The sequence below is a fragment of the Mycolicibacter senuensis genome, from assembly GCF_003284925.1.
Classification (GTDB): domain Bacteria; phylum Actinomycetota; class Actinomycetes; order Mycobacteriales; family Mycobacteriaceae; genus Mycobacterium; species Mycobacterium algericum_A.
In genome coordinates this window covers 1-22,096 of record NZ_QMEX01000006.1, presented here as the reverse complement: position 1 = coordinate 22,096, position 22,096 = coordinate 1, and the positions used below count along the sequence as shown (strand labels likewise).

The window sequence follows — 22,096 nt, the reverse complement described above, 5'->3', positions numbered from 1 at the left end:
TTCCTTATGTCTGACTCGTCACACCGGAATGGGTTTCCCGCCGCCCCGAATTCGCCATTCACCCAGGTGGGCGCGGCGTGCCCGAGCGCACCGGTGACCGCAAAGGAAGCCCACCTAACCAGCCGGGTCTACACTGCAACTCATGAAGTCGACGACCATCGCCGCGGCGGTGCTGGGCTTGGCGGTGGCGCTGGCCGCACCGGCGCAGGCCGACCCCGACATTGATTTCGCCCACGAACTGCACACCTACGGCATCTACGGCCCGCGGGACTACAACGCGTGGCTGGGCAAGATCGTCTGCGAGCGCCTCGACAAGGGCGTGGACGGCGACGCGGCCAAGTCGGTCCGCTTCATCACCCCGAACCTGCAGAAGGGCACCACCCAGCCGCAGGTCTGGCAGTTCCTGGGCGCGGCCATCCACACCTACTGCCCGGACAAGCGGCCGGTGCTGGAACAGGCCGCCGCCCAGCAAGGCTGATGAACGTCAGCCGGCTCTGGCAGAACAGGCTCTTCGCCGCGACCGTGGGCGCGGCCTATGCCCGCGCGATCGAACGCCCCGCGTTGGCCCGCGTCTTCGGCCGGCTGCTCTTCGGCACCGACGTCGACCGCATCTATCAGGCCATGGACGTCGTCGCGGAGCTGCCTGACGGCTCAGCTGTACTCGATGTGCCCTGCGGCGGCGGCATCACCATCGCCCGCCTGGTTCCCGGCAAACACGTGCGCTACGTGGCGATGGACATCTCGGCGGGCATGCTCGACCTCGCCCGCCGGCGACTGCCGCATAGCCCCGTCGAATTCGTCGAGGCGAGCATCGAGGCGATCCCGTTCGCCGACGACGAATTCGACCTGTGCGTGAGCTTCAACGGGCTGCACTGTCTACCCGACCCGGCCGCCGCCATCCGCGAGATCGCCCGTTGCCTCAAACCGGGCGGCCGGCTGGTCGGCGATTTCGCCACCCGCGGGCAGGTTCCCCGCGCTGACGCCTACATGGTGCTGATGCGGGCCAGCGGCACCTTCGGGCCCGGCGGCACCCTGGCCGACGCCCGGCGGTGGTTCACCGACGCCGGTCTTACGATCGACGAGCTCGAATGTTCCGGCGCGATCACCCATTTCGCCGTCCACAAATAGTAGAGCCGATTTTCTGCTGGCCGCGCCGCTGATGCGGACTAAGGTCGGTGGTATCCCGATTCGCCCAGCGAGAGGGGCCACCATGGCCGCGCAGACCATTCTGGACAGCTTCGGAACCAAAGACCAGCTGTCCGTCGACGACACCAGCTATCAGATTCGGCGGCTCGACCGCATCGACGGCTCGGCGCGATTGCCCTACAGCCTCAAGGTGCTGCTGGAGGATCTGCTGCGCAACGAGGACGGCCGGCTGGTGACCGCCGATCAGATCAACGCGCTGGCCGCCTGGGACCCGAAAGCCGAGCACGGCCGGGAGATCGCCTACACCCCGGCCCGCGTGCTGATGCAGGACTTCACCGGCGTCCCGTGCGTCGTCGACCTGGTGGCGATGCGCGACGCGATCGCGGAGCTGGGCGGCGACACCAAACGCATCAACCCGCTGTGCCCGACCGAGCTGGTGATCGACCACTCGGTGATCGCCGACGTCTTCGGCCGCGCCGACGCGTTCGCCATCAACGCCGAACTGGAGTTCGAGCGCAACGCCGAGCGTTACCAACTGCTGCGCTGGGGCCAGCAGGCCTTCGACGACTTCTCGGTGGTGCCGCCCGACACCGGCATCTGCCACCAGGTCAACCTGGAATACCTGGCCCGCGTGGTGTTCACCCGTGACACCGACGAAGGGCCGCAGGCCTACCCGGACACGCTGGTCGGCACCGACTCGCACACCCCGATGATCAACGGCCTCGGCGTGCTGGGCTGGGGTGTCGGCGGCATCGAAGCCGAGGCGGCCATGCTGGGGCAACCGATGAGCATGCTGATCCCCCAGGTGGTCGGTCTGAAGCTCAGCGGCGAACTGCAGCCCGGCACCACCGCCACCGACCTGGTACTTACCGTCGCCGAACTGTTGCGGCGCACCGGCGTGGTGGGCAAGTTCGTCGAGTTCTTCGGCCCCGGCGTGGCCAATGTGCCGTTGGCGAACCGGGCCACCATCGGCAACATGAGCCCGGAGTACGGGGCTACCTGCGCGATCTTCCCGATCGACGGCGTTACCTGCGACTACCTGCGCCTGACCGGGCGCTCGGAGCACCAGATCAAGCTGGTCGAGGCCTACGCCAAAGAACAGGGCATGTGGCACGAGCCCGACCGTGAGCCCACCTACTCGCAGATCCTGGAGCTGGACCTCAGCACCGTCGAGCCGTCGATCGCCGGGCCCAAACGTCCGCAGGACCGCATCCCGCTGCGGTTGGCTCCGCAGACGGTCTGCGCACTGCTCGGCGGCACCGAAACCACCGAACAGGCGCTGTCAGACCTCGACGAAGCGTCCGCGGACTCATTCCCCGCCAGCGACCCCATCGCCTTCGGTGACCGGTCGCAGCCCGAGGGCAAACCACGCCTGCCTGACAGCGACTGCGCCGCCCTGGACTGGCCGTCGGAGTCGGTGGCCGTCGAGCTCGCCGACGGCACCCGCACCGACATCGGCAACGGCGATGTGGTGATCGCCGCCATCACCTCGTGCACCAATACTTCCAACCCGTCGGTGATGGTGGGTGCGGCGCTGCTGGCGCGCAACGCCGTCGAGAAGGGGCTGTCGCGCAAGCCGTGGGTGAAGACCACCCTGGCACCCGGATCGCGGGTGGTAACCGACTACTACGACCGCGCCGGCCTGACCCCGTACCTGGACAAGCTGGGCTTCAACCTGGTCGGCTACGGCTGCACCACCTGCATCGGCAACTCCGGCCCGCTGATCCCCGAGGTGGGCAAGGCCGTCGTCGACAACGATCTGACCGTGTGTTCGGTGCTGTCCGGCAACCGAAACTTCGAGGGCCGTATCCACCCGGACACCCGGATGAACTTCCTGGCTTCGCCGCCGCTGGTGGTCGCCTATGCACTGGCCGGCACGCTGCGGATCAATCTGCTCACCGACCCGATCGGAACCGGCAGCGACGGCGAGCCGGTGTATCTGCGTGACATCTGGCCCACCACCGAGGAGATCGCCGCGGTGGTGGACGACAATCTGCAGGCCGAGATGTTCACCGCCAGCTACGCCGATGTCTTCACCGGCGACGAGCGCTGGCGCGGAATGACGGTGCCGGAGGGCGACACGTTCTCCTGGGATCCCGACTCCACCTATGTGCGCCAGCCGCCGTACTTCGACGGCATGACCCGCGAACCGCAACCCGTCACCGACATCACCGGGGCCCGGGTGCTGGCCAAACTCGGCGACTCGGTCACCACCGACCACATCAGCCCGGCCGGGTCGATCCGGTATGACTCACCCGCGGGAAAGTACTTGTCCGCGCACGGTATTGAGCGCAAGGATTTCAACTCCTACGGCTCCCGGCGCGGCAATCACGAGGTGATGATCCGCGGCACGTTCGCTAACGTCCGGCTGCGCAACGAGCTGGCGCCCGGCACCGAGGGCGGCTTCACCCGCGACTTCACCCAACCGGACGCTCCGGTCAGCACCATCTACGACGCGTCGGTCAACTACCTCGACGCCGGGGTGCCGTTGGTGATCCTGGCCGGCAAGGAATACGGGTCCGGCTCGTCCCGCGACTGGGCCGCCAAGGGCACCGTGCTGCTTGGCGTGCGAGCGGTGCTGGCGGTGTCCTACGAGCGCATCCACCGCTCCAACCTGATCGGGATGGGGGTCCTGCCGCTGCAGTTCCCCGACGGCGCCGACGCCGACTCGCTCGGCCTGACCGGTGAGGAGACCTTCGACATCACCGGCGTGACCGCCCTGGACGACGCCATCCCCGACACGGTGCACGTGAAGGCGGGATCGGTGGAGTTCGACGCCAAGGTGCGCATCGACACCCCCGGTGAGGCCGACTACTACCGGCACGGCGGCATCATGCAGTACGTGCTGCGGCAGCTGCTCGACTGAATCGCAAGAACATCGTTGCGCGATCTACTTCCGGCGGGGTGGGCGACAGCGTAGAGATCGGTGTCGATTGCCCCTAACCCGCCATCGCGGAATGCGGCCCGGTGGTATACCCAGACACGCTTTCACTACGCGAGGAAAGGGGCGGGAGCCGGGTGGGCGCAACGATGACAGGGCCGACGGCCGGCACCCGGGAGGCGGTACGGACCCTCAACCCGGGCTATTTCGCGCTGGTGATGGCCAGTGGAATGGTGTCGATGGCCATGTACCACCAGGACGCCTACTGGTTGTCGGTCCCGCTGCTGTGGGTGACGGTGCTGTCCTATCTGGTGCTGGTGGCGGTATCGGCGGTGCGGCTCATCGCCTTTCGCCACGAATTCCGGGCCGACCTGTCGGACTCCGGTCGCGCGTTCGGGTTGTTCACCTTCGTGTCGGCGACCAACGTGCTGGGGGCCCGGCTCGTCATCGACGGTCACACCGGTGTTGCGGTCGGCCTGCTGTCGGTCAGCACGCTGGCCTGGCTGGTGCTCGGCTATCTCATTCCCTGGACCGCCGTGCTGGGCACCTCGGAGCGGCCGGTCGTGCGGCGCGCCAACGGCACCTGGTTCATCTGGGTGGTCGCCAGCCAATCCGTCGCGGTGCTGGCCGCGGTCCTCGAGGTGGAGATCGATGAGCCCTGGCGTCAGAGTCTGGCGCTGCTGGCGGTGGTCTCGTGGTCGATCGGGGTGTTCCTCTACGGCGCCGCCGGGATCTTCGTGGCGCTGCGCCTGCTGCTCTATCCGCTGTTGCCACGGGATCTCATCCCGCAGTACTGGGTGGCGATGGGCGCCACCGCGATCACCGTCCTGGCAGGCGCACGGATCGTCGAGATGGCCGAGGCGCCGATGGTCACCGCGACCCGCGGCCTCATCGCCGGAACGTCGGTGATGTTCTGGGCCTTCGGCACCTGGCTGATCCCGCCGTTGATCGCCGCCGGCGTATGGCGGCATGTGGTGCACCGCATCTCCCTGCGCTACGAGGCCCCGTGGTGGAGCGTGATCTTCCCGTTGGGAATGTACGGGGTGGGCAGCCACTATCTCGGGCAGGCCGACCACCTGCCGATCGTCTATTACATCGGCTCGGTGCAGAGCTGGATCGCGCTGGCCGCCTGGGCCATAACGTTTGTCCTGATGCTGCACCACCTCGCGGTGACGCTGGTCCCCGAAGCGCCCAAGCGGGCACGCTAGCCGCAGGCGCGGATCAGGCTCGCATTAATCCAGCCGGGCGCCGTCGGCGGTGAACAAGTGCAGGTCCGCCACGTCGAGCTGCAGCGACAACCGGGAGCCCCGGCCCACATCGGTGCCGCCCGGAACCCGGGCCACCACCGACTGTGGTGGCTGCGGGCCGACGGTCCGACCGTACAGGTAGGCGTCGGCACCCAGTTCCTCGACGAAGTCGACCTCGACCCCGATCCCACGATCGGCGAGGTGCAGCTGCTCCGGCCGGACACCGACAATCAGGTCGGCTGCGGCCGAACCGCTTTCGCGCGGCAGAGCCACGGTGTGGCCGCCCAGCGCGAACCCGCCCTCGACAACCGGGACGGTGAACAGGTTCATCGCCGGCGAGCCGATGAATCCGGCGACGAACACGTTGGCCGGCTTGCGGTACAGCTCGCGTGGCGTTGCGCACTGCTGCAGCACCCCGCCGCGCAACACCGCCACCCGGTCACCCATCGTCATCGCCTCCACCTGGTCGTGGGTGACGTAGACGGTGGTGATGCCCAGCCGGCGTTGGAGTTCGGCGACCTGATTGCGGGTCTGCACCCGCAGCATGGCATCCAGATTCGACAGCGGCTCGTCCATCAGGAACACCTGCGGGCGCCGCACGATCGCCCGGCCCATCGCGACCCGCTGGCGTTCACCCCCGGACAGGTCCTTGGGCTTGCGCTGCAGGTGGTCCTGCAGCCCCAACAGCCGGGCCACCTCGAGCACCCGGGCGCGGATCTCGGCTTTCGGGGTCCTGGCTACCTTGAGCGCAAAACCCATGTTCTGCGCCACCGTCATGTGCGGATACAGCGCGTAGTTCTGGAACACCATGGCGATGTCGCGATGGCCGGGGTCGGTTTCGGTCACCTCGTCGTCGCCGATGAAGATATGGCCGGCGTCAACGGGTTCCAGGCCGGCGAGCACCCGCAGCGTGGTCGTCTTGCCGCAGCCGGACGGCCCGACGAGCACCATGAACTCGCCGTCCTCGACCGATAGGTTCAGCTTGTCCAGCGCGGGCCGGTCGGCACCGGGATAGCGCCGGGTCACCGAATCGAAAGTCACCGCCGCCACTGCGCTACCGCCCACCGAATCCGGTGGCGGCGATCCCGCTGATGAAGGCGCGCTGCGCCACGGCGTAGATCAGGATCAACGGCGCCAACATCAGCATGGACGCTGCCATCAGCACCGGCCATTCCGCGACGTACTCCCCCTGCATCCACACCAGTCCGAGGGTAAGGGTGGCGATCTCCTCGCGTTGGATCATCAACAGCGGCCACAAGAAATCGTTCCAGACGTTGATCCAGGTCAGTACCGCCAACACCATCACCGCCGGTTTGGCGTGCGGCAGCAGAATCCGCCAGTAGACGCCCCACGGCGAACAGCCGTCGAGAATGGCCGCCTCCTCGAGGTCGACGGGCAGCGTCGCGAAGAACTGCCGCATCAGATAGGTGCCGAACGCGCTGCCGAACAGTCCGGGGATGATCATCGCCCACACGGTGTCGGTCCAGCCGAACACGCGCATCAAGATGAACTGCGGAATCACCGTGACCGTCAGCGGCACCATCAACGTGGCCAGGTACAGCACAAACAGGGTGTCGCGACCGGTGAACGGCAGCCGGGCGAAGGCATAGCCGGCCAGCGAGCAGAAGAAGACCTGCCCTACCGTCACACAACCGGCGTAGAGCACGGTGTTGAAAAACATCCGCCAGAACGGCATCCGGGCGAACACCTCGAGGTAGTTCGACCACTGCGGATGCGCCGGCAACAGCGTCGGCAGGCTGATCTCGGCCTGGCGTTTCAGTGACCCCGACAGTGCCCACAGGATCGGGAACAGCGCACATGCCGCGACGCCGGCCAACCCGGCGTACACGCCCAGCAGTCCGGTGATGCGGTGCCGCACCGGCCGCCCCGTCACTGGTCCACCGTGTTTAGCCGCGACAACCGCAGTTGGATGATCGTCAACACCAGCAGCACGGCGAACATCAGCCACGCCAGCGCGGATGCGTAACCGAAGTCCAGGAACGCGAACGCGTGCTGAAACAGCATGATGGCCAACACATAGGTGCCGGTCTCCGGGCCGCCGCTGCTGCCGGTGAGCACATAGACCAGGTCGAACGCCTGAAATGCGTTGATGACCGAGATCACCACCACGAACCAGAGTGCGCCCCGGATCATCGGCACCGTGATCGACACGAAGCGCCGGACCTCCCCGGCGCCGTCGATGCGGGCCGCCTCGTGCAGCGACTCGGGAACACCCTGCATGGCCGCCAACAGGATCACCGTCGCGAACGGCACGCTCTTCCACACGCTGACCAGGCACAGCGATGCCATCGCCCAGTGCGGCTCGGTGAGCCACGGCACCGGCGAAACACCGGACCAGCCGAGCATGATGTTGAGCAGGCCACTGTCGGTGTTGAACACGAACTGCCACACCACCGCGATCACCACCGAGGACACCGCCAACGGCAGGAAGGCGATCGCGCGGAACAACCCGATGCCCCTGACCGCCCGGTTCAGCAATCCGGCCACCGCCAGACTGATGACCACCGTCGGCACCACCGTGCCGACGGTGAAGACCGTGGTGTTGCGGACCGCGATGCCGAACAGCGGGTCCCCGGTCAACAGATCGGAGTAGTTCGTTACGCCGACGAACTTCGGTGGCGTGAACAGATCCCACTGCTGAAAGCTCATATAGAGGGAGAACGCCAGCGGAAACGCCATGAACACCGTGACCGCCGCCAGATTCGGGGCGATGAACCACCGGCCCGCCCGTGCCCGCCTGCGTGTCGGGTTCATGCTCGTGTGGGATTCATTGGGACGCCAACAATTCGTCGATCTGGGGTGACAGACCGGTCTTGAGGGTGGCGGCCGGGCGCTTTCCGCGCAGCACCGGCCCGATCGCGCGGTCCATCAAGGCATGTACCCGCTGCCAGTCCGGCGAGACCGGCAGTCCCTCGGAGTGGGCCGGGCCGCCGGTGAGCACGGCCAGATTGGTGATCCCGCGGTGGGCGGCGGTGAACCCGGGCGCGGCGATCGCGGATCGCAGCACCGGCACGAACAGCCCGGACTCCCCGATCAGCGATTGGCCCACCGGGCCCGCGGCGAACTTGACGAACTCCCACGCCTGCCGGCGGTGGCGGCTGGCGGCGGCGATCGCCAGGCCGGTGCTGCCGATGGCCGAGCGGGCGGCCAGGCCCTTGGCGGCCGCGGCCGGCCCCGTCGGCAGCACCGCCACATCGAACTGGAGATCCTCGGCCCGGGCGAAAGTCTGGTAGCGCCAATGCCCGCCCAGCGCCATCGCCGCCTTGCCCGCGGTGAATAAGCCCATGGTGGACATCGCCTGGGTGTCGGAGGCGGCCGGCGCCACGCGATGCACGTTTGCCAGGTCGGCGTAGAACTGGATGCCGGCGAGGAAGCCGTCGTCGTCGTAATTGAGGTGGGTGGGGTTGAACCGCGGCACCGCCCAGGGCGTGCCGTTGTTCATGCCGAACAACGCCGCCGAATACGGCGGTGACCAGGTGTCGACGAACCCCCAACGGGTGACTCTGCCGTTGGCGGCGCGCCGGGTCAGTGCGGTTGCGGTGTCCAGGAATTCCCCGAAGGACCACGGCTCATCCCAGCGTCCCGGCGGCGGCGGGACGCCGGCCTCGGCGAAGATCGCGGTGTTGTAGAACAGGAACGCCCCCGACCACTGCTCCGGAAAGGCGTACTGGCCGCCGTTGAATCCGAACGTCTCATACAGTGCCGGGATGCTGTCGGCGCGCAACGCCGCGGCGAACTCGCGGTCGGTGTCCAGCAGCGTGTTCAGGTCCGCCAGCACGCCGCGTTGGGCCAGCTCGGCGTAGTTGAACTCCCAGGCCATCAGCACATCCGGGCATCTGCCGCCGGCGCAGAACGTCGAGATCTGCTGGGTGGGGTCTCCCCCGGCCAGCACGGTGCGCACCCGGATGTCGGGGTGCCGGCGCTGGAAGGCGTCCACGATGCGCATCCGGGCGTCGGCCTCCTCCGGGTTGGCCGCGAAGAAGAACCGCAGTGCGTCGTCATCGGCTCCGCACGCCGACGGCCACGGCGCCGCGGCGGCCAGCCCCAGCGCCGCGGCGCCGCGAAGCACGGTGCGGCGCCGCAACGGTGTTGCGCTCCAAGGCTGCACCGGCGCGACCGTCACACTTCGATCGGCGGGTAGAGACGTTCGAGGGTGAACTGGCGATCTCGGCGCGCGGCCCAGGCGCTGGCGGCCAGTGATACGACGAGGATGCCGGCCAGCACCGCCACCGACGTCCACAACCTGGAGTCGATACCGCCGACGGTCAACTGCCGTAAACCGTTGACGGCGTATGTCATCGGATCGTAGGGGTGCAGGATCTGGAACGGCCTGGCAGTCGTCTCCACGGGATAGACCCCGCCGGAGGACACCAGCTGGAACATCAGGAACGCCAACGCGACCACCCGACCGACCGCGACGCCGAGCACCGAGTTGAAGGCCTGGATCATCGCCAGGAACGACGCGGCGATCAACGCCAGGAAGGCGACGGTGCCCGCGGCGTAGCTCGCCTGCAGTCCGACCCCGAAATGCACCACCGCATACATCAGCACCACCTGGCAGACACCCAGCAGCAGCGCAGGCCAATAGGAGGCCAGCACCACCCGCACCGCGCCGAGACCATTGACGATGGCACGAGTCTGCAACGGAGTCAGCAACATCCAAATGATTAGTGAACCGATGAACAATGCCAGCGGCAGAAAGAACGGGGCGAATCCGGTGCCGAAGGTGGCGGCGTGATGGGTGAAGTCCATGTCGACACCGACGGGGCTGGCCAGGATCTGCGACACCTCCACGCGCTGCTGGTCGGTGATCGTCGAGGCGCGCTGATCCGCCTGTCCCAGCCCGTCGGCCAACTGCCTGGCACCGTCCTCGAGTCGGTTGCTGCCGTCGGCGAGTTGGACCAGGCCATCGCTGAGCTGGTGCGCCCCGGCGTCGAGGTCGGTTGCGCCGTCACGCAGCGCGACCAGATCGTTCTTGAGTCCGCCGTCGAGGGCGTGGGTGATGAACGTGCGCAGCCCGCTACCCGGGTCGGCCAGGTCGCCCGCCAGCTGCTGGGCGTTGCCGCGCAACTGGTTCAGCCCCTCGTCGGTGGCCGGGTCGAGCCCCTTGACGGCGAGCAGCCGCTGAGCGCCGGCCAGGGTGTCCCCGAGCCCGCGCACCGCCGGGTCGGGGTTGGCGCGCAACGCGTCCATCACCTGGTTGACGATCCCGGCGGCCTGCTGGTAGTTGACGTTGAGCGAGGCGATCCGGTCGGACACCGTTTTGATGTTGCCGCTCAACGCGGTCGCGGCGGCTCCGGCGGCGTTAGGGTCGAAGCCCATGGCGTCGAGGTCGTCGGTCAGCTTCAGCAGTGGATCAGTGGCCTGCTGGATGCCCGCCGACAACCGCCGGCTGCCATCGGCGAGCGCGGCAGATCCGTCGCGTGCCGTACCGAGATTGTCGGCCAACGTCTTCGAGCCCTCCGACAGCCGGCCGGCGCCGTCGGCTGCCTGTTTGACCTCGTCGGTCACCTGGGTCAGCGCGGTCCCGATCACCTGCTGGCCGACCTTGGCGCCGACCTGGTTGAGCACCTCGCGGGCGGCGTTCTGCCCCATGACCGATGCCAGGTAGTTGTTGGCGTCGTTGAACCGGAACTGGATCTGCGCCTTCTGCGGGTGCGGGCCCGCCGGTGAGACCACCGCCGCGCTGAAGTCTGGCGGCAGCGTGATCGAGAAGTAATAGGTGCCGTCGGAAACCCCTTTGGCGGCTTCACTTTCCGACACCTCGTGTAGGTCGAGCTGGCCGGAGTCGACCAACCCGCGGGTCACCTCGTCGCCGGCCCGCAGCTGCTGTCCCTCGACGGTGGCGCCGGTGTCGGAGTTGACCAGCGCGACCGGGATCTTGTCGATGGCGGCGAATGGATTCCAGAACGCCCACAAGTACATGGCGCCGTAGAGCAGTGGCAGCACGATGATGGTGAGCAGCGCCACCCGCGGCATGGTGCCGCGTGAATAGCGTTTCAGGTCGGTGCCCAACGACATTCCGGCGAGCATGATCAGGAGTCCCTCTTCTCGTGTCTGCCGTGACCAGTGACTTCGGCCGGTCCCAGGTGTTCGACGTGGATCTGCGCGGCGACCCCCGAGCCCTCCGGGAGCTCGTTGGCCGAGGCGGTGATCACGGTCTGGCGTTCCCCCAACTCGACCAGTCGGCCGACCAGCACCTGGCGGTCGCGGTCGCTGGTGACCTGGTCGATGCTGCCGACCACCAGCAGCGGCGGACGCGCGGTATTGGCCAGCGCGATGCGCAACAACAGACCGGTCAGTTCGTCGAGTTGCTCGACGTAGTCGTCCAGCCGGGGCGGCGGCAGGTCACCGAAGACCGGCCCGCACACGGCGTCGCGTTCGGCTTCGCCGGCGCGCCGCACCAGCCGGTACCAGGCTGCGTCCCAGCGGATCTGCTCGGTAATCAGGTCGCGGACCGTGACCGACTCGAAGATCGCGTCGAGGTGTTCCACGCCGGCCAGGGCGGCGACATCGAAGATGTCGCGGGCCTTGCTGTGCCCGAACACCGTGACCGATCCCGCCGAGGGCTTCATCCGGCCCGCCAGGTTCATCAGCAACGCGGTGCGTCCCGATCCGGGCGGTCCGATCAGCAAGCTGACCCCGCCGGCCGCGACGTCCAGGTCGAGCGGGCCGAAAACCCGCCCCCACGGGCCGGTCATGGTGATGCCGCGTGCCTTGACCGCCACCGGCGCCTCCGCGGGAGCCTTCGCTTCCGCCGGAGCCTTCACTTCCTCTGGCATGGGATGCCCCCTATTGACGGCCGAATCGGTTCGCGTGACCCATCCAAGCAGAACCGGGCCGCGGCGATGAGCCGTCGCGGGAGTTCACGCCCGGCCGGTTCCCGGTAGCCGCAGCGTCAAGGGGCGCAGCCGGTCGGGATCGCCGACGATGTCGATGGCGTCGATGCGCCCGTCGTCACCGATGCCGATGCGCAGCACGGCCAGCAGCCGGCCCCCGGGCGCGATCGCGATGCCGGGTGCGTCGTCGACCAACAGCACCGCACCGGCGCGGGCCCGGTGGGTGAAGCGGCGGGTCTCGGTGGCGATGTCGGCGGCACCACGCAGCTCGACGGGCACGTCGGCGGGCACCAGCAGCGGGTCGACCCGGCGCACCGCCTCGGGTGCCAGCAACTCGAGCAGCGCCGGGACGTCGCCACCGCGCGAGGCCGCCAAAAAGGCCGACACCACCCGCAGGTGCTCGGCACGGCGCCGCGGTTCGGCGGCCGGCCCGGCATGTAATCGTGCCCGTGCCCGACTGGCCAGCTTCTTGGCCGCATCCGCCGACCGATCCAGCACTTCACCGATCTGCTCGAACGGTATGTCGAACACGTCGTGCAACACGAAGGCGACCCGCTGCGCCGGCGACAACCGATCCAGCACCACCAGCAGCGCCCGGCTGACGGCATCGGAGCGCAATACCGCTTCGTCGGCGGCCGGAACGGCGGCGGTGCCGAGTGCGTCGGACAACGGTCGCTCGCCGCGCCGGGCACGCGCCCGCACCTGGTCCATCGCGGTGCGGGCGGTGATCGTGGTGAGCCAGCCGGGCAGGTTGTCCACCGCGGTGAAGTCGGCGCCGCTGGCCTTCAGCCAGGCCGACTGAACGGCGTCGTCAGCGTCGGCGCTCGATCCGAGCAGGTGGAATGCCACCGCGTGCAGGCGGTGGCGAAGGTCTTCGAACTGCTCCGCCAGGACTTTCACATCGCTCATGGGTCACCTTTGCCGGCCGGGAGTCGTCATTTGAACAGGGATAGCCACATCCGCCGACGAAAGGAAGACCAACATCATGAGCGTATCGACCCTCTACCTGGTGACCATCACCGTGACGGCCGTCATCACGATCGCCATCGCCGTCGCCGACTTCATTCCGGCACCGTTCGTTCTGGCCAATTCGGCCCAGGTCGGGGTGCCGCGATCGTGGCTGCCGATGCTGGGCGGGCTGAAGCTGGCCGGCGGCGCCGGTCTGCTCATCGGACTGGCGGGCGTCCCGCTCATCGGTCCGGCCGCCGCGGCCGGGCTGGTCGCCTTCTTCATCGGGGCCGTCGTGACGCATATGCGGGCCGGCGTGTGGTACAACATCGGCTTTCCCGCCGTGTACCTACTGCTGTCGACGGCGTCGCTGGTGATGCTGCTGGCCTGAGCTATCCGAACTCGGCCGCCGGATCGGTGTGACCGGCGGAACCAGCCCGGCGCGGCAGTTCCAGCACGACGTTGGTGGCTTTGACCGAGGCGACGACCAGGCTGCCGGGCTGCAACCGCAGTTCGTCGGCGGCCTCCCGGCTGACCAGCGACACCAGCCGGAAGGGACCGGCCTGCACATCGACCTGCGCCATCACCGTGTCACGAGTCACGTTGGTGACCAGCCCGACCAGCCGGTTGCGGGCGGACTGGCCCACCACCGGATTGCGCGACACCGGCTCCACCGACGCGCGCTCCTGGGCGAACTGCGCCAGCTCGGCTCCGTCGACCACCCGAGGTCCACTGCCCGTGGACGCCGACAGGCGACCGGAGTCGATCCAGCGCCGCACGGTATCGTCGCTGACCCCGAGCAATTCGGCGACTTCGGCGATTCGAAAGCTTGGCACGCCGTTGAGCTTATCCTCGCCCCGACCGGTGACTCAGTCTTCTGCGAAGTACCGGATCGTGGTGATCGCCCGGCCCCCGCGGTCCACGTCGGCGAACAGCACCCCGCGCTGCTGCGCAGCGCTGAGGGAAACCGCCACGGTGCGGCCGGCCGCCAGCAGCTTCGTTGGGCGGGCGCCCACCAGCCGGGCGGCGAGCTCGGCGAGATCGATGGCGGTGTCATCGCCATAAGTCATTGTCACAGCGGGTGATAGCGCCGCAGTGACAGTGGACAACTCGCCGGAGGAGACGGCGGCAAGGAAGGCCCGCACCGGCCTTTTGCCCCGGCCGGCCGGCCGGCGAAATCCGGCGGCGAACCCGGCGGCCCCGGCGAGGCGTTGGTTGCGCAGCAGTGATCGCGACAGCTGGACCGTGGCGGGCGCCGCCGCAACACCGTTGCCGAGGAACCGGCGCATCATCGCCGGCAGCTCCCAGTAGGCGCGCAACCGCCGCAGCTTCCATCGGCGGCCGGCACTGGTCAGGTCGTCTTCGGTCAGGTCGTCTTCGGTCAGGTCATCTTCGGTCAGGTCATAGCGCAGGATCGCCGGGATGTGCATGATCACCGACGGCCCCATTGCGACCTCGAGTTCCAGATCGCGCACCACCGTCGTGCCCCGCACGATGTCCAGGTCGCGGTGGAAGGTGATGTCGCGCGGACCGATGAACGTGTCGTAGAACCGGCCGATCTGTTCGGCACCGACGTGCGGGCGGGAGCCCACCGGGTCCTCCACCTGGCCCTCGGCGCTGAACAGACCCACCCAGCCGGCCCGGTCGTGGGCGGCGGCCGCGGCCGGCGACTGCTCGACGGTGGCCAGCAGATGTTGCGCTATCGCGTCCGTCATCAGGCTTCCTCCACCACGGTGATACCGGCGCTGCGCATCGCCGTCAGCGCAGCTGCCGCCGAGTCGACGGCCACCCCCGCGGTCAGTTGCGGCAGCACCGCGGTGGCGAACCCGGCGCGGACCGCGTCCTCGGCGGTGCGGCGCACACAGTAGTCGGTCGCGACGCCGACCACATCGACACGGTCCACGTTGCGCCGGTGCAGCCAGTCGCCCAGTGCGGTGCCGGTGTCGTCGACGCCGCCGAATCCGCTGTAGCCGGCGTCGTAGTCACCTTTGGTGAAGACGGCGTCGATCCGGTCGGTGGGTAGCGCGGGATGAAGATCCGCACCGGGTGTTCCGGCGCGGCAATGCGGCGGCCACGACGTCACGTAGTCCGGACGCTGCGAGAAGTGCCCACCGGGGTCGATGTGCCAGTCTTTGGTCGCCACGACGTAGTGGTAGTGGTCGCGTGCGGTTTCGCTGTCGAGGTATCGGGTGATGTCGCGGGCGACCTCGACAGCGCCGGTCACCGGCAGCGCGCCGCCGTCACAGAAGTCGTTCTGCACGTCGACGATGATCAGCGCCCGCATGATCACCACCGTATCGCCGGCGCCGCGGCACGGCGCGGCCGTAGATCACCCACGACACGCCGACTGCCGCCAGCACCGCCGCCTCGATGGCTGCGCTCCAGCCGGCCGGGTAGAGCACGCCGGTCAGATAGTGGGCGATGAATCCCTCCGGAGGCAGCGGTGTCATTCCCGCCCGGGCGCGGGCGTAACGCTCCAGCCAGGTCAGCGGGCAGTCCAGCTGGGCGACAACGATGAGCACCGCCCACAGCACCGCCGCGCCGTGCAGCCAGATGCTGCGCGGCCACCGCACCGCCAGGAAACCGCCGACCGCGACGTAGCAGACGAACCCCAGGTGCAGCGCGACAATGACCACCACCGCGGTTTGGTACATGCCGTTTCGCCGTCCGCAGAATCCCGTATCGTCCCGGTCCGCCACGGTACATTGGCGGACATCCAACGTGGTCAGGAGCGTATCTGATGGCAACCGGCGATTTCGGCCCGAACGGCCCCGGCTATGGCCAGCCCGGCTCCTATCCGCCCCCGCAGGGCTGGGGACAGCAGCCCGCATGGGGGCACAAGCCGGGTGGACTGGGCAGGCGCTTCTGGGCCCGGCTCATCGACGGTGTGCTGGTCAGCATCGTGGTCTTCGCGCTGTCGCTGTTCGTGTTCGCCGACGACTATCCGTTCCTGGTGACCGGCCTGTTCTCCGGTGTGCTGACCTACGGCTACTTCATCTTGTTCGAGGTCACCCAGGGGTCCACCCCGGCCAAACGGTTGCTCGGGCTGGCGGTGCGCGGGCCCGACGGTGCGTCCAAGCCCACGCTGGGGCAATCGGCCGTCCGCAACGCCTTCACGCTGCTGGCGGTACTGCCCTACCTCGGTCCGCTGCTGGCTTTCGTCGCCTATGTCGTGATCGCGCTGACGATCAGCGGCAGCGCGACCAAGCAGGGCAAGCACGACGAGTTGGCCGGCGGCACCCGGGTGATCCGCACCTGATCGCCGACGCGCCCGATCGCTAGCGCGCCAAGGTGAACCCCGCCCAGGCCATCCGGCGCTCCGGCGACGGGTCGAACTCCACCCGCGTCGTGTGGTCGAACACCATGACGGCGCGGTCGGACCGGTCGTAGGCCGGCCAGTCGTCGCCGGGCACCCCGTCCCGGCTGAACGCCAGCCAGCGCCGCTGCACCTGGCCACTGACCCGGATCGCCGCCCGACGGTCCGCGCCAGCGGTGAGCAGCCGGCCCAAGCCGCCGCTGCGGTAGACGTCGAACACGGCGAACAGTTCGGTGGCATGCGTGGCGCCCATCCCCGACCAGCGCAGCATCCGCGGCGCGTAGTCGTAGCGGTAGACGTAGGTGGGTGCATGCCCCCCGTGCGCTTCGGCGATCTCCCACACCGCCGCATTGAACGCGAAGTCGCCGCCCAGGCGGATGCAGGCCTTCCGGTCGGGGTAATCGGGGTAGGCGGCGATGATGCGGTCGCGCACGCCCGCCTCGGTGTTGGCCAGCACCGCCTCGACCATCGGCTCGGTCGTCGGCAACATCTTCAAGAACCGGGTGAACAACCGGCCCTCGTGTGCGTTGCTGCCGACGATGAGCGGTACCCGGTGGGCCGAACCGCGCCGCATCGCCTCGACCGGGTCCAGCGGCAACAGGTCGTCGCCGAACATCGGCCCGATCGGGAACGCGCCGAGCATGTCGCGGGTGCCGTCGGCGAGCAACCGGTCCTGGGCCGCCAGCAGCTCGGCCGGCGACACCCGCAGCAGGGTGTGCGCGGCGTCGGGGGAACGCACACCCAGCAGCGCGGCGAACCGGTCGGCGAACTCCGCGGCAACCTCGGGACTGCGAACCATGCCGGCGGCCGGGCTCTCGGCGATCGCCCGGGCGAACAGGCCCTCGGCTTGCGGCACCGCCAGGAGCGTGGCGACGGTGTGCGCACCGGCGCTCTCGCCGAAAATGGTGACATTGTCGGGGTCGCCGCCGAACGCCGCGATGTTCTCGCGGACCCAGCGCAGCGCCAACACCAGATCACGCAGATACAGGTTGCTGTCCACGGTGACCGCGGAGGTCGACAGCGACGACAGATCCAGGCAGCCGAGCGCACCGAGCCGGTAGTTGACCGACACGTACACGCAGCCGCGGCGAGCCAGCGCCGCCCCGTCGTAGATCGGGGTGGCCGAGCTGCCCAGGATGTAGCCACCACCGTGGATGAACACCATGACCGGCAGCGGGCCGTCACCGGCTTCCTCGGGGGCCACCACGTTGAGGGTCAGGCAGTCCTCACTGGTCGGCTGGAAGCGGCCCGGGCCCAGCATGGTGTACATCCGCGCCTGGGGTGCGCAGTTGGTGAACCCGTGGCAGTGACGTACCCCCGACCACGGCTCAGCAGGCTCGGGCGCCCGAAAGCGGAGCGGGCCCACCGGCGGCCGGGCATACGGGATGGAACGCCACCGGCGCACCCCGTCGCGGGCGAAACCCTCCACGACGCCGGTGGCGATACTGGCCTGCACAGGGTTGTCATGCATGAGCCGAACGGTAACGAACCGCACGGCGGTTAGCGAACCTCGACGAAGGAGAGGTGAGGCTGGACCGCCGCCTGAACACGGCGGTTAGCCTAACGGCATGCGTCTCACCGGCCTCATCGTCGTGTTGCTGTTGCTCGCCGGATGCTCCCGCGCGACGGTCGATGAGCCGGAGCCGGCCCCGAGCGGGTCGAGTGCCACGGCTACCACCGCGCCGTCATCCGCGCCTTCGCCGGCCTCGACGTCGCCGAAGCCGGCGGCCGCTCCCTCCCCCGGCGCGCCGATCGCCGATGTCATCGCCTGGATCGAGGCCGGCCGGCCCGTGGACGCCGCCGGCTATCACAGCGCGTCCCGCGACGGCGCCACCACCGACCTGATCGAGGAAGTCGCGTTCACCGTCTCGGCCGCGCCGCGGCAGGCCACCAATTGCATGACCGATTCCGACTCCCCCGACAGCCCGCTGGCCTGCGTGGTGGATCTGGTGAACCCGCCGGGGCAGCCCGAGGAGATCTACGGGCAGTGGCAGGGCGGCCGGGTCGACTACGCCGGCAACACGCTGCGTGTCGGGTCGGCTCACGGCGACCCGGGCCGGTTCCTGCACGGGCAGGGGGCCGAACTGCCCGACGGAGCGGTGCTGTCGTTCGGCGACTACCGCTGCCGCGCGGACCGGGCTGGGTTGTTCTGCGTCAACTACGCGCACCGCTCGGCGGTGCGGTTCAGCCCGGAAGACATCGGCGTGTTCGGCTGCCTGCGTCCGGTGCCGCCGCCCGCCGACGCCGGCAAGCTGTACAGCTGCGCCAGCTGACGCCTCAGCGCCACCGGTCGGCGGATTCGACGGCCTGCAGCAACGCCTCGCACAGCTGCTGCAGCTCATCGCGTGGCGCGCCCTCGGCCAGGGCGGTCGCGATGTCCTCGGCCGCGCACCGCACCTGATACACCCGGTCGGATAAGGCCGTCGCCTCCTCGGCGGAGAGCACCACCGAATCAGACGCCAGCGCTGTCGTCTTACCGCTGCTGATCAGGGCACGCTGCTCGTAGGCGCGCTGCCGGCAGGATTGTCGGCAGTACTGTCGGCGCCGGCCGATCCCGGCGTCGCCCACGTCGCGGCCGCACCATCGACAAGGTTGGGGGCGGGGACTGCGCGGCACGCCTGAACACCTTAGTCCGGCCGTTGCGCCGATCCCGGTATCATTAGGGGCTGTGCCGCGTGCGCCGGGAACTGCACAGGGCCCGCTCGCGTTGTCAATGCGAGACGAATTCGAAGACAAACAGGTTCTAAGGAGTGTGGGTCATGGCTGATCGTGTACTGCGGGGCAGTCGGCTGGGCGCCGTGAGCTACGAGACCGACCGCAACCATGACTTGGCGCCGCGCCGGATGGCGCGGTACCGCACCGAAAACGGTGAAGAGTTCGAGGTTCCGTTCGCCGACGACGCGGAGATCCCGGGCACCTGGATGTGCCGCAACGGCCTGGAGGGCACCCTGCTCGAGGGCGACGTGCCCGAGCCGAAGAAGGTCAAGCCGCCGCGCACGCACTGGGACATGCTGTTGGAGCGCCGTTCGATCGAGGACCTCGAAGAGCTGCTCAAGGAGCGCCTGGACCTGATCAAGAGCCGCCGTCGCGGCTGACTCGCGGGTTTTCTCAGCCGCGCCGGCCCCGGAGCCGGTTGATCCGGCCGCCGATACCCCAGCGGGCGACCTTGACCATCGCTTCGCGGATGTTGGAGCCGCTCATCTTGGAGACGCCCAGTTCGCGCTCGGTAAAGGTGATCGGCACCTCGGTGATGGTGAAACCGTTGTTGACCGCCCGCCAGGTGAGGTCGACCTGGAAGCAGTAGCCCTTCGAGTCCACCGCGTCCAGGCCGATCCTGTCCAGCACCCCGCGACGGTAGGCCCGGTACCCGGCGGTGATGTCGTGGATACCCACCCCCAGCAGTAGCCGGGCATAGGTGTTGGCGGTCTTGGACAGCACCAGGCGGCGCACCGGCCAGTTGCGCACCGCGCCGCCGTCGACGTAGCGCGAACCGATTGCCACGTCGGCTCCCGCATCGATCGCTTCCAGCAGCCGGTAGAGCTGCTCGGGGGCATGGCTGCCGTCGGCGTCCATCTCGACGATCACCTCGTAATGGCGGGACAGCCCCCAGGCGAAACCGGCGAGGTAGGCCGCGCCCAGGCCGGCCTTGGCGGTGCGGTGCATCACGTGGATGCGGTCCGGGTCGGCGGCGGCCAGCTCGTCGGCCAGCTGGCCGGTGCCGTCGGGGCTGCCGTCGTCGACGACCAGGACGTGCACGTCCGGGCGGGCCTGCTGCAGCCGGCCGAGGATGATCGGCAGATTCTCCAGCTCGTTGTAGGTGGGAACCACCACCAGCGTGTGCAGGCTGGGACGATCACTCATCGGCGCCGCTCCTCGGAGTCAACATCGGCGCCGGTGCTACGACGCTTGAACCATGTGAAGCGACTATTTTGCCGTACTGCCGCCAGCAGGCCCGCAACAGCCGCGCCGAGCAGCACCCACTGCAGGATCGGCGCCCACCGGGTGGCCGGGGTCAGCGCGGTCTTGAGCCGCACGTGGGTGTCCAGGTAGGCGGGCTCGAAGAATGCCGTGCGGGCCAGTTCGCGCCCGTCGGGAGCGATCACCGCGCTGATCCCGGTGGTTCCCGCGACGACGACGTAGCGGTCATGCTCGACCGCGCGCACCTTGGCGAACGCCAGCTGCTGCTCGCTCATGGCCTCGTCGAACGTGGCGTTGTTCGACGGCACGGCCAGCAGCTGGGCACCGGCCAACACCGATTCCCGGGGGGCCCGGTCGAAGATCACCTCCCAGCAGGTGGCCACGCCGACCGGAACGCCCGCGACATGCACCACGCCGTCGCCGTCGCCCGGCACGAAATAGCCTGCCCGGTCGGCGTAGCCGGACAGGTGACGGAAGAACCCGCGCCATGGCAGGTACTCCCCGAACGGCTGCACGATCCGCTTGTCGTGGCTCTCCCCCGGACCGGTCCGCGGATCCCACACCAGCACCGAGTTCGTCGCCACCGGCTTCTCCCGGGTCCAGCCGGGTGCCGCGCGGACGGTGCCCACCAGGATTGGGGCATCGATCGCCTGGGCGGCCATGGTGATCTCCCGCGCGGCATCGGCGTTCGCCATCGGATCGATATCGGACGCGTTCTCCGGCCAGATCACGAACAGCGGCGCGGCCACCCGCCCGGCCTCGACGTCGTCGGCCAACCGCAGCGTTTCCCGGACGTGATAGTCGAGCACCTGGCGGCGCTGCGCGTTGAAGTCCAGTCCGAGCCGCGGCACGTTGCCCTGCACCGCCGCCACCGTGATCGCCGGGTCGTCACCGGCGCCCGCGCCGGAGCGGCGCACCCCGGGCCACACCGCGACCGCCGACAACAGCACCAGACAGATGCACAAGCCGGGTAGCAGCACCGCCGGCGGCCGGCCGTTGTCCGCTGTCGGCGGTGTATCCGACCGCAGCCACCGGATGATCTCAACGGTAAGCGCGGTCCCGGCAGCGCCGGTTAGCGCCACCGCTAGCGACAGCAGCGGCACCCCGCCCAGCGCGACCAGCGGCAGCAGCGGTCCCGCCGTCTGGCCGTATCCGACAGCCCCCCAAGGGAATCCGCCGAAGGGGATCACCGACTTCGCCCATTCCTGCGCGGCCCACAGCAGCGCGAACCACACCGGCCAGCCCGCCAGATTGCGCACCGCCACCGCCGCCGCCCCGAACACGGCGGGAAACAGCGCGCACATCACCGCCAGCATCAGCCAGGGCAGCGCACCGACCAGCCCGCCCACCCACGGCAGCAGCGGCAGATAGAACGCCAGGCCGCACAGCAGGCCGTAACCGAAACCGCCGGCAAGGGTGGTCTCGCGGCGGATCAGCACCCAACTCAGCAGTCCGAAGGCCAGGATCGCCGCCCACCACCAGTTCAGCGGCGGGAAGCTGGCCCGAAGCAGCATCCCGGCGAACACCGACGCCGCCAGTTGGGCCCAGCGGTCGGCTGCCGCGATACCGAGGCGCTCCAACCGCTTCGGGCCGGCAGCGACCACGGTGTCGGGAGGGGCGGTGGTCTCAGCCATGCAGCACCACGCCCCGGTGCACGGTACGCCGACACAGCGGTGAGTCGCCCGGTTCCAGGACCGGCAGCGCCGGCACCCGGGAGCGCGGATCGGTCGACCATCGCTGAACCGTGTCGCGCGGCGCCTCGACGGCCAGCCGGCTGGGC

The 22,096-nt window shown here is 68.9% G+C and carries 24 protein-coding genes; 8 read left to right on the top strand and 16 right to left on the bottom strand.

Annotated features, from left to right (window positions below):
- Positions 1-142 precede the first annotated feature (142 nt).
- The 4 genes from DQP56_RS03845 to DQP56_RS03830 all read left to right on the top strand — a co-directional run bounded on the left by DQP56_RS03845 (position 143) and on the right by DQP56_RS03830 (position 5,235).
- Positions 143-478, top strand: a complete 336-nt coding sequence (locus tag DQP56_RS03845; protein WP_112683662.1) for a DUF732 domain-containing protein — start codon at positions 143-145, stop codon at positions 476-478.
- On the top strand, positions 478-1,128 hold the full coding sequence (locus DQP56_RS03840; RefSeq protein WP_112683661.1) for a class I SAM-dependent methyltransferase: 651 nt from the start codon (positions 478-480) through the stop codon (positions 1,126-1,128). The genes DQP56_RS03845 and DQP56_RS03840 overlap by 1 nt, the downstream gene beginning before the upstream one ends.
- 82 nt (positions 1,129-1,210) lie before the next feature.
- Positions 1,211-4,012, top strand: a complete 2,802-nt coding sequence (locus DQP56_RS03835; protein ID WP_112683660.1) for an aconitate hydratase — start codon at positions 1,211-1,213, stop codon at positions 4,010-4,012.
- Between the two features lie 164 nt (positions 4,013-4,176).
- The gene (locus DQP56_RS03830) at positions 4,177-5,235 is read left to right on the top strand and encodes a tellurite resistance/C4-dicarboxylate transporter family protein (protein WP_112683721.1); all 1,059 of its coding nucleotides are present in this window, start codon (positions 4,177-4,179) and stop codon (positions 5,233-5,235) included.
- Positions 5,236-5,259: 24 nt separating this feature from the next.
- On the opposite strand, the gene DQP56_RS03825 is transcribed toward DQP56_RS03830, so the two are convergent.
- The 7 genes from DQP56_RS03825 to DQP56_RS03795 all read right to left on the bottom strand — a co-directional run bounded on the left by DQP56_RS03825 (position 5,260) and on the right by DQP56_RS03795 (position 13,043).
- Entirely contained in the window at positions 5,260-6,324 is a 1,065-nt protein-coding gene (locus DQP56_RS03825) for an ABC transporter ATP-binding protein (RefSeq protein WP_112683720.1), read from the bottom strand.
- A gap of 4 nt (positions 6,325-6,328) precedes the next feature.
- Complete coding sequence (locus DQP56_RS03820) at positions 6,329-7,168, bottom strand: carbohydrate ABC transporter permease (protein WP_112683659.1); 840 nt, start codon at positions 7,166-7,168, stop codon at positions 6,329-6,331.
- Positions 7,165-8,049, bottom strand: a complete 885-nt coding sequence (locus DQP56_RS03815) for a carbohydrate ABC transporter permease (protein ID WP_112683658.1) — start codon at positions 8,047-8,049, stop codon at positions 7,165-7,167. Before DQP56_RS03815 ends, DQP56_RS03820 begins: the two co-directional genes overlap by 4 nt.
- A gap of 13 nt (positions 8,050-8,062) precedes the next feature.
- Positions 8,063-9,403: an ABC transporter substrate-binding protein gene (locus DQP56_RS03810; RefSeq protein WP_234825495.1), complete on the bottom strand. Its 1,341-nt coding sequence runs from the start codon at positions 9,401-9,403 to the stop codon at positions 8,063-8,065.
- Between the two features lie 11 nt (positions 9,404-9,414).
- Positions 9,415-11,328, bottom strand: coding sequence for a YhgE/Pip domain-containing protein (locus DQP56_RS03805; RefSeq protein ID WP_112683657.1), 1,914 nt, complete (start codon positions 11,326-11,328; stop codon positions 9,415-9,417).
- A 2-nt stretch (positions 11,329-11,330) separates the two neighbouring features.
- Positions 11,331-12,077 carry an ATP-binding cassette domain-containing protein gene (locus DQP56_RS03800; protein WP_112683656.1) on the bottom strand — a complete coding sequence of 249 codons (747 nt, stop codon included), beginning with the start codon at positions 12,075-12,077 and terminating at the stop codon, positions 11,331-11,333.
- Positions 12,078-12,161: 84 nt separating this feature from the next.
- On the bottom strand, positions 12,162-13,043 hold the full coding sequence (locus DQP56_RS03795) for a sigma-70 family RNA polymerase sigma factor (protein WP_112683655.1): 882 nt from the start codon (positions 13,041-13,043) through the stop codon (positions 12,162-12,164).
- A gap of 76 nt (positions 13,044-13,119) precedes the next feature.
- On the opposite strand from DQP56_RS03795, the gene DQP56_RS03790 reads away from it, so the two are divergent.
- Complete coding sequence (locus tag DQP56_RS03790) at positions 13,120-13,473, top strand: DoxX family protein (RefSeq protein ID WP_112683654.1); 354 nt, start codon at positions 13,120-13,122, stop codon at positions 13,471-13,473.
- A 1-nt stretch (position 13,474) separates the two neighbouring features.
- On the opposite strand, the gene DQP56_RS03785 is transcribed toward DQP56_RS03790, so the two are convergent.
- The 4 genes from DQP56_RS03785 to DQP56_RS03770 are packed head-to-tail and all read right to left on the bottom strand — an operon-like array spanning position 13,475 to position 15,736.
- Positions 13,475-13,918, bottom strand: coding sequence for a TOBE domain-containing protein (locus DQP56_RS03785; RefSeq protein ID WP_112683653.1), 444 nt, complete (start codon positions 13,916-13,918; stop codon positions 13,475-13,477).
- A 33-nt stretch (positions 13,919-13,951) separates the two neighbouring features.
- On the bottom strand, positions 13,952-14,797 hold the full coding sequence (locus DQP56_RS03780; protein ID WP_112683652.1) for a ketosteroid isomerase family protein: 846 nt from the start codon (positions 14,795-14,797) through the stop codon (positions 13,952-13,954).
- The gene (locus DQP56_RS03775; RefSeq protein ID WP_112683651.1) at positions 14,797-15,366 is read right to left on the bottom strand and encodes an isochorismatase family protein; all 570 of its coding nucleotides are present in this window, start codon (positions 15,364-15,366) and stop codon (positions 14,797-14,799) included. The genes DQP56_RS03780 and DQP56_RS03775 overlap by 1 nt, the downstream gene beginning before the upstream one ends.
- Positions 15,323-15,736, bottom strand: coding sequence for a DUF2784 domain-containing protein (locus DQP56_RS03770; RefSeq protein WP_112683650.1), 414 nt, complete (start codon positions 15,734-15,736; stop codon positions 15,323-15,325). Before DQP56_RS03770 ends, DQP56_RS03775 begins: the two co-directional genes overlap by 44 nt.
- Positions 15,737-15,822: 86 nt before the next feature.
- Here DQP56_RS03770 and DQP56_RS03765 point away from each other — a divergent pair, with 86 nt between their 5' ends.
- On the top strand, positions 15,823-16,341 hold the full coding sequence (locus tag DQP56_RS03765; RefSeq protein ID WP_112683649.1) for an RDD family protein: 519 nt from the start codon (positions 15,823-15,825) through the stop codon (positions 16,339-16,341).
- 19 nt (positions 16,342-16,360) lie between these two features.
- On the opposite strand, the gene DQP56_RS03760 is transcribed toward DQP56_RS03765, so the two are convergent.
- A complete protein-coding gene (locus DQP56_RS03760) occupies positions 16,361-17,869 on the bottom strand; it encodes a carboxylesterase/lipase family protein (protein ID WP_112683648.1) in 1,509 nt (502 codons plus the stop codon).
- Between the two features lie 97 nt (positions 17,870-17,966).
- Here DQP56_RS03760 and DQP56_RS03755 point away from each other — a divergent pair, with 97 nt between their 5' ends.
- Positions 17,967-18,671: a hypothetical protein gene (locus tag DQP56_RS03755; RefSeq protein WP_112683647.1), complete on the top strand. Its 705-nt coding sequence runs from the start codon at positions 17,967-17,969 to the stop codon at positions 18,669-18,671.
- A gap of 4 nt (positions 18,672-18,675) precedes the next feature.
- On the opposite strand, the gene DQP56_RS03750 is transcribed toward DQP56_RS03755, so the two are convergent.
- The gene (locus DQP56_RS03750) at positions 18,676-19,014 is read right to left on the bottom strand and encodes a hypothetical protein (RefSeq protein ID WP_112683646.1); all 339 of its coding nucleotides are present in this window, start codon (positions 19,012-19,014) and stop codon (positions 18,676-18,678) included.
- Positions 19,015-19,157: 143 nt separating this feature from the next.
- Here DQP56_RS03750 and DQP56_RS03745 point away from each other — a divergent pair, with 143 nt between their 5' ends.
- The gene (locus DQP56_RS03745; RefSeq protein ID WP_112683718.1) at positions 19,158-19,493 is read left to right on the top strand and encodes an RNA polymerase-binding protein RbpA; all 336 of its coding nucleotides are present in this window, start codon (positions 19,158-19,160) and stop codon (positions 19,491-19,493) included.
- A 13-nt stretch (positions 19,494-19,506) separates the two neighbouring features.
- Here DQP56_RS03745 and DQP56_RS03740 read toward each other — a convergent pair whose 3' ends face one another.
- From DQP56_RS03740 to DQP56_RS25155, 3 genes are all read right to left on the bottom strand, one after another.
- Positions 19,507-20,259 carry a polyprenol monophosphomannose synthase gene (locus tag DQP56_RS03740; RefSeq protein ID WP_112683645.1) on the bottom strand — a complete coding sequence of 251 codons (753 nt, stop codon included), beginning with the start codon at positions 20,257-20,259 and terminating at the stop codon, positions 19,507-19,509.
- On the bottom strand, positions 20,256-21,950 hold the full coding sequence (gene lnt, locus DQP56_RS03735; RefSeq protein WP_112683644.1) for an apolipoprotein N-acyltransferase: 1,695 nt from the start codon (positions 21,948-21,950) through the stop codon (positions 20,256-20,258). Before lnt ends, DQP56_RS03740 begins: the two co-directional genes overlap by 4 nt.
- Positions 21,943-22,096 (bottom strand): hypothetical protein (locus tag DQP56_RS25155; protein ID WP_234825503.1); only part of this gene is annotated, 154 nt, incomplete at its 5' end. The genes lnt and DQP56_RS25155, both read right to left, overlap by 8 nt.

Coding starts and splice junctions, on each gene's coding strand:
- DQP56_RS03845 (WP_112683662.1), top strand. CDS start 143: ATGAAGTCGACGACCATCGCCGCGGCGGTGCTGGGCTTGGCGGTGGCG.
- DQP56_RS03840 (WP_112683661.1), top strand. CDS start 478: ATGAACGTCAGCCGGCTCTGGCAGAACAGGCTCTTCGCCGCGACCGTG.
- DQP56_RS03835 (WP_112683660.1), top strand. CDS start 1,211: ATGGCCGCGCAGACCATTCTGGACAGCTTCGGAACCAAAGACCAGCTG.
- DQP56_RS03830 (WP_112683721.1), top strand. CDS start 4,177: ATGACAGGGCCGACGGCCGGCACCCGGGAGGCGGTACGGACCCTCAAC.
- DQP56_RS03815 (WP_112683658.1), bottom strand. CDS start 8,049: ATGAACCCGACACGCAGGCGGGCACGGGCGGGCCGGTGGTTCATCGCC.
- DQP56_RS03805 (WP_112683657.1), bottom strand. CDS start 11,328: ATGCTCGCCGGAATGTCGTTGGGCACCGACCTGAAACGCTATTCACGC.
- DQP56_RS03800 (WP_112683656.1), bottom strand. CDS start 12,077: ATGCCAGAGGAAGTGAAGGCTCCGGCGGAAGCGAAGGCTCCCGCGGAG.
- DQP56_RS03795 (WP_112683655.1), bottom strand. CDS start 13,043: ATGAGCGATGTGAAAGTCCTGGCGGAGCAGTTCGAAGACCTTCGCCAC.
- DQP56_RS03790 (WP_112683654.1), top strand. CDS start 13,120: ATGAGCGTATCGACCCTCTACCTGGTGACCATCACCGTGACGGCCGTC.
- DQP56_RS03780 (WP_112683652.1), bottom strand. CDS start 14,797: ATGACGGACGCGATAGCGCAACATCTGCTGGCCACCGTCGAGCAGTCG.
- DQP56_RS03775 (WP_112683651.1), bottom strand. CDS start 15,366: ATGCGGGCGCTGATCATCGTCGACGTGCAGAACGACTTCTGTGACGGC.
- DQP56_RS03770 (WP_112683650.1), bottom strand. CDS start 15,736: ATGTACCAAACCGCGGTGGTGGTCATTGTCGCGCTGCACCTGGGGTTC.
- DQP56_RS03765 (WP_112683649.1), top strand. CDS start 15,823: ATGGCAACCGGCGATTTCGGCCCGAACGGCCCCGGCTATGGCCAGCCC.
- DQP56_RS03760 (WP_112683648.1), bottom strand. CDS start 17,869: ATGCATGACAACCCTGTGCAGGCCAGTATCGCCACCGGCGTCGTGGAG.
- DQP56_RS03755 (WP_112683647.1), top strand. CDS start 17,967: ATGCGTCTCACCGGCCTCATCGTCGTGTTGCTGTTGCTCGCCGGATGC.
- DQP56_RS03745 (WP_112683718.1), top strand. CDS start 19,158: ATGGCTGATCGTGTACTGCGGGGCAGTCGGCTGGGCGCCGTGAGCTAC.
- DQP56_RS03740 (WP_112683645.1), bottom strand. CDS start 20,259: ATGAGTGATCGTCCCAGCCTGCACACGCTGGTGGTGGTTCCCACCTAC.
- lnt (WP_112683644.1), bottom strand. CDS start 21,950: ATGGCTGAGACCACCGCCCCTCCCGACACCGTGGTCGCTGCCGGCCCG.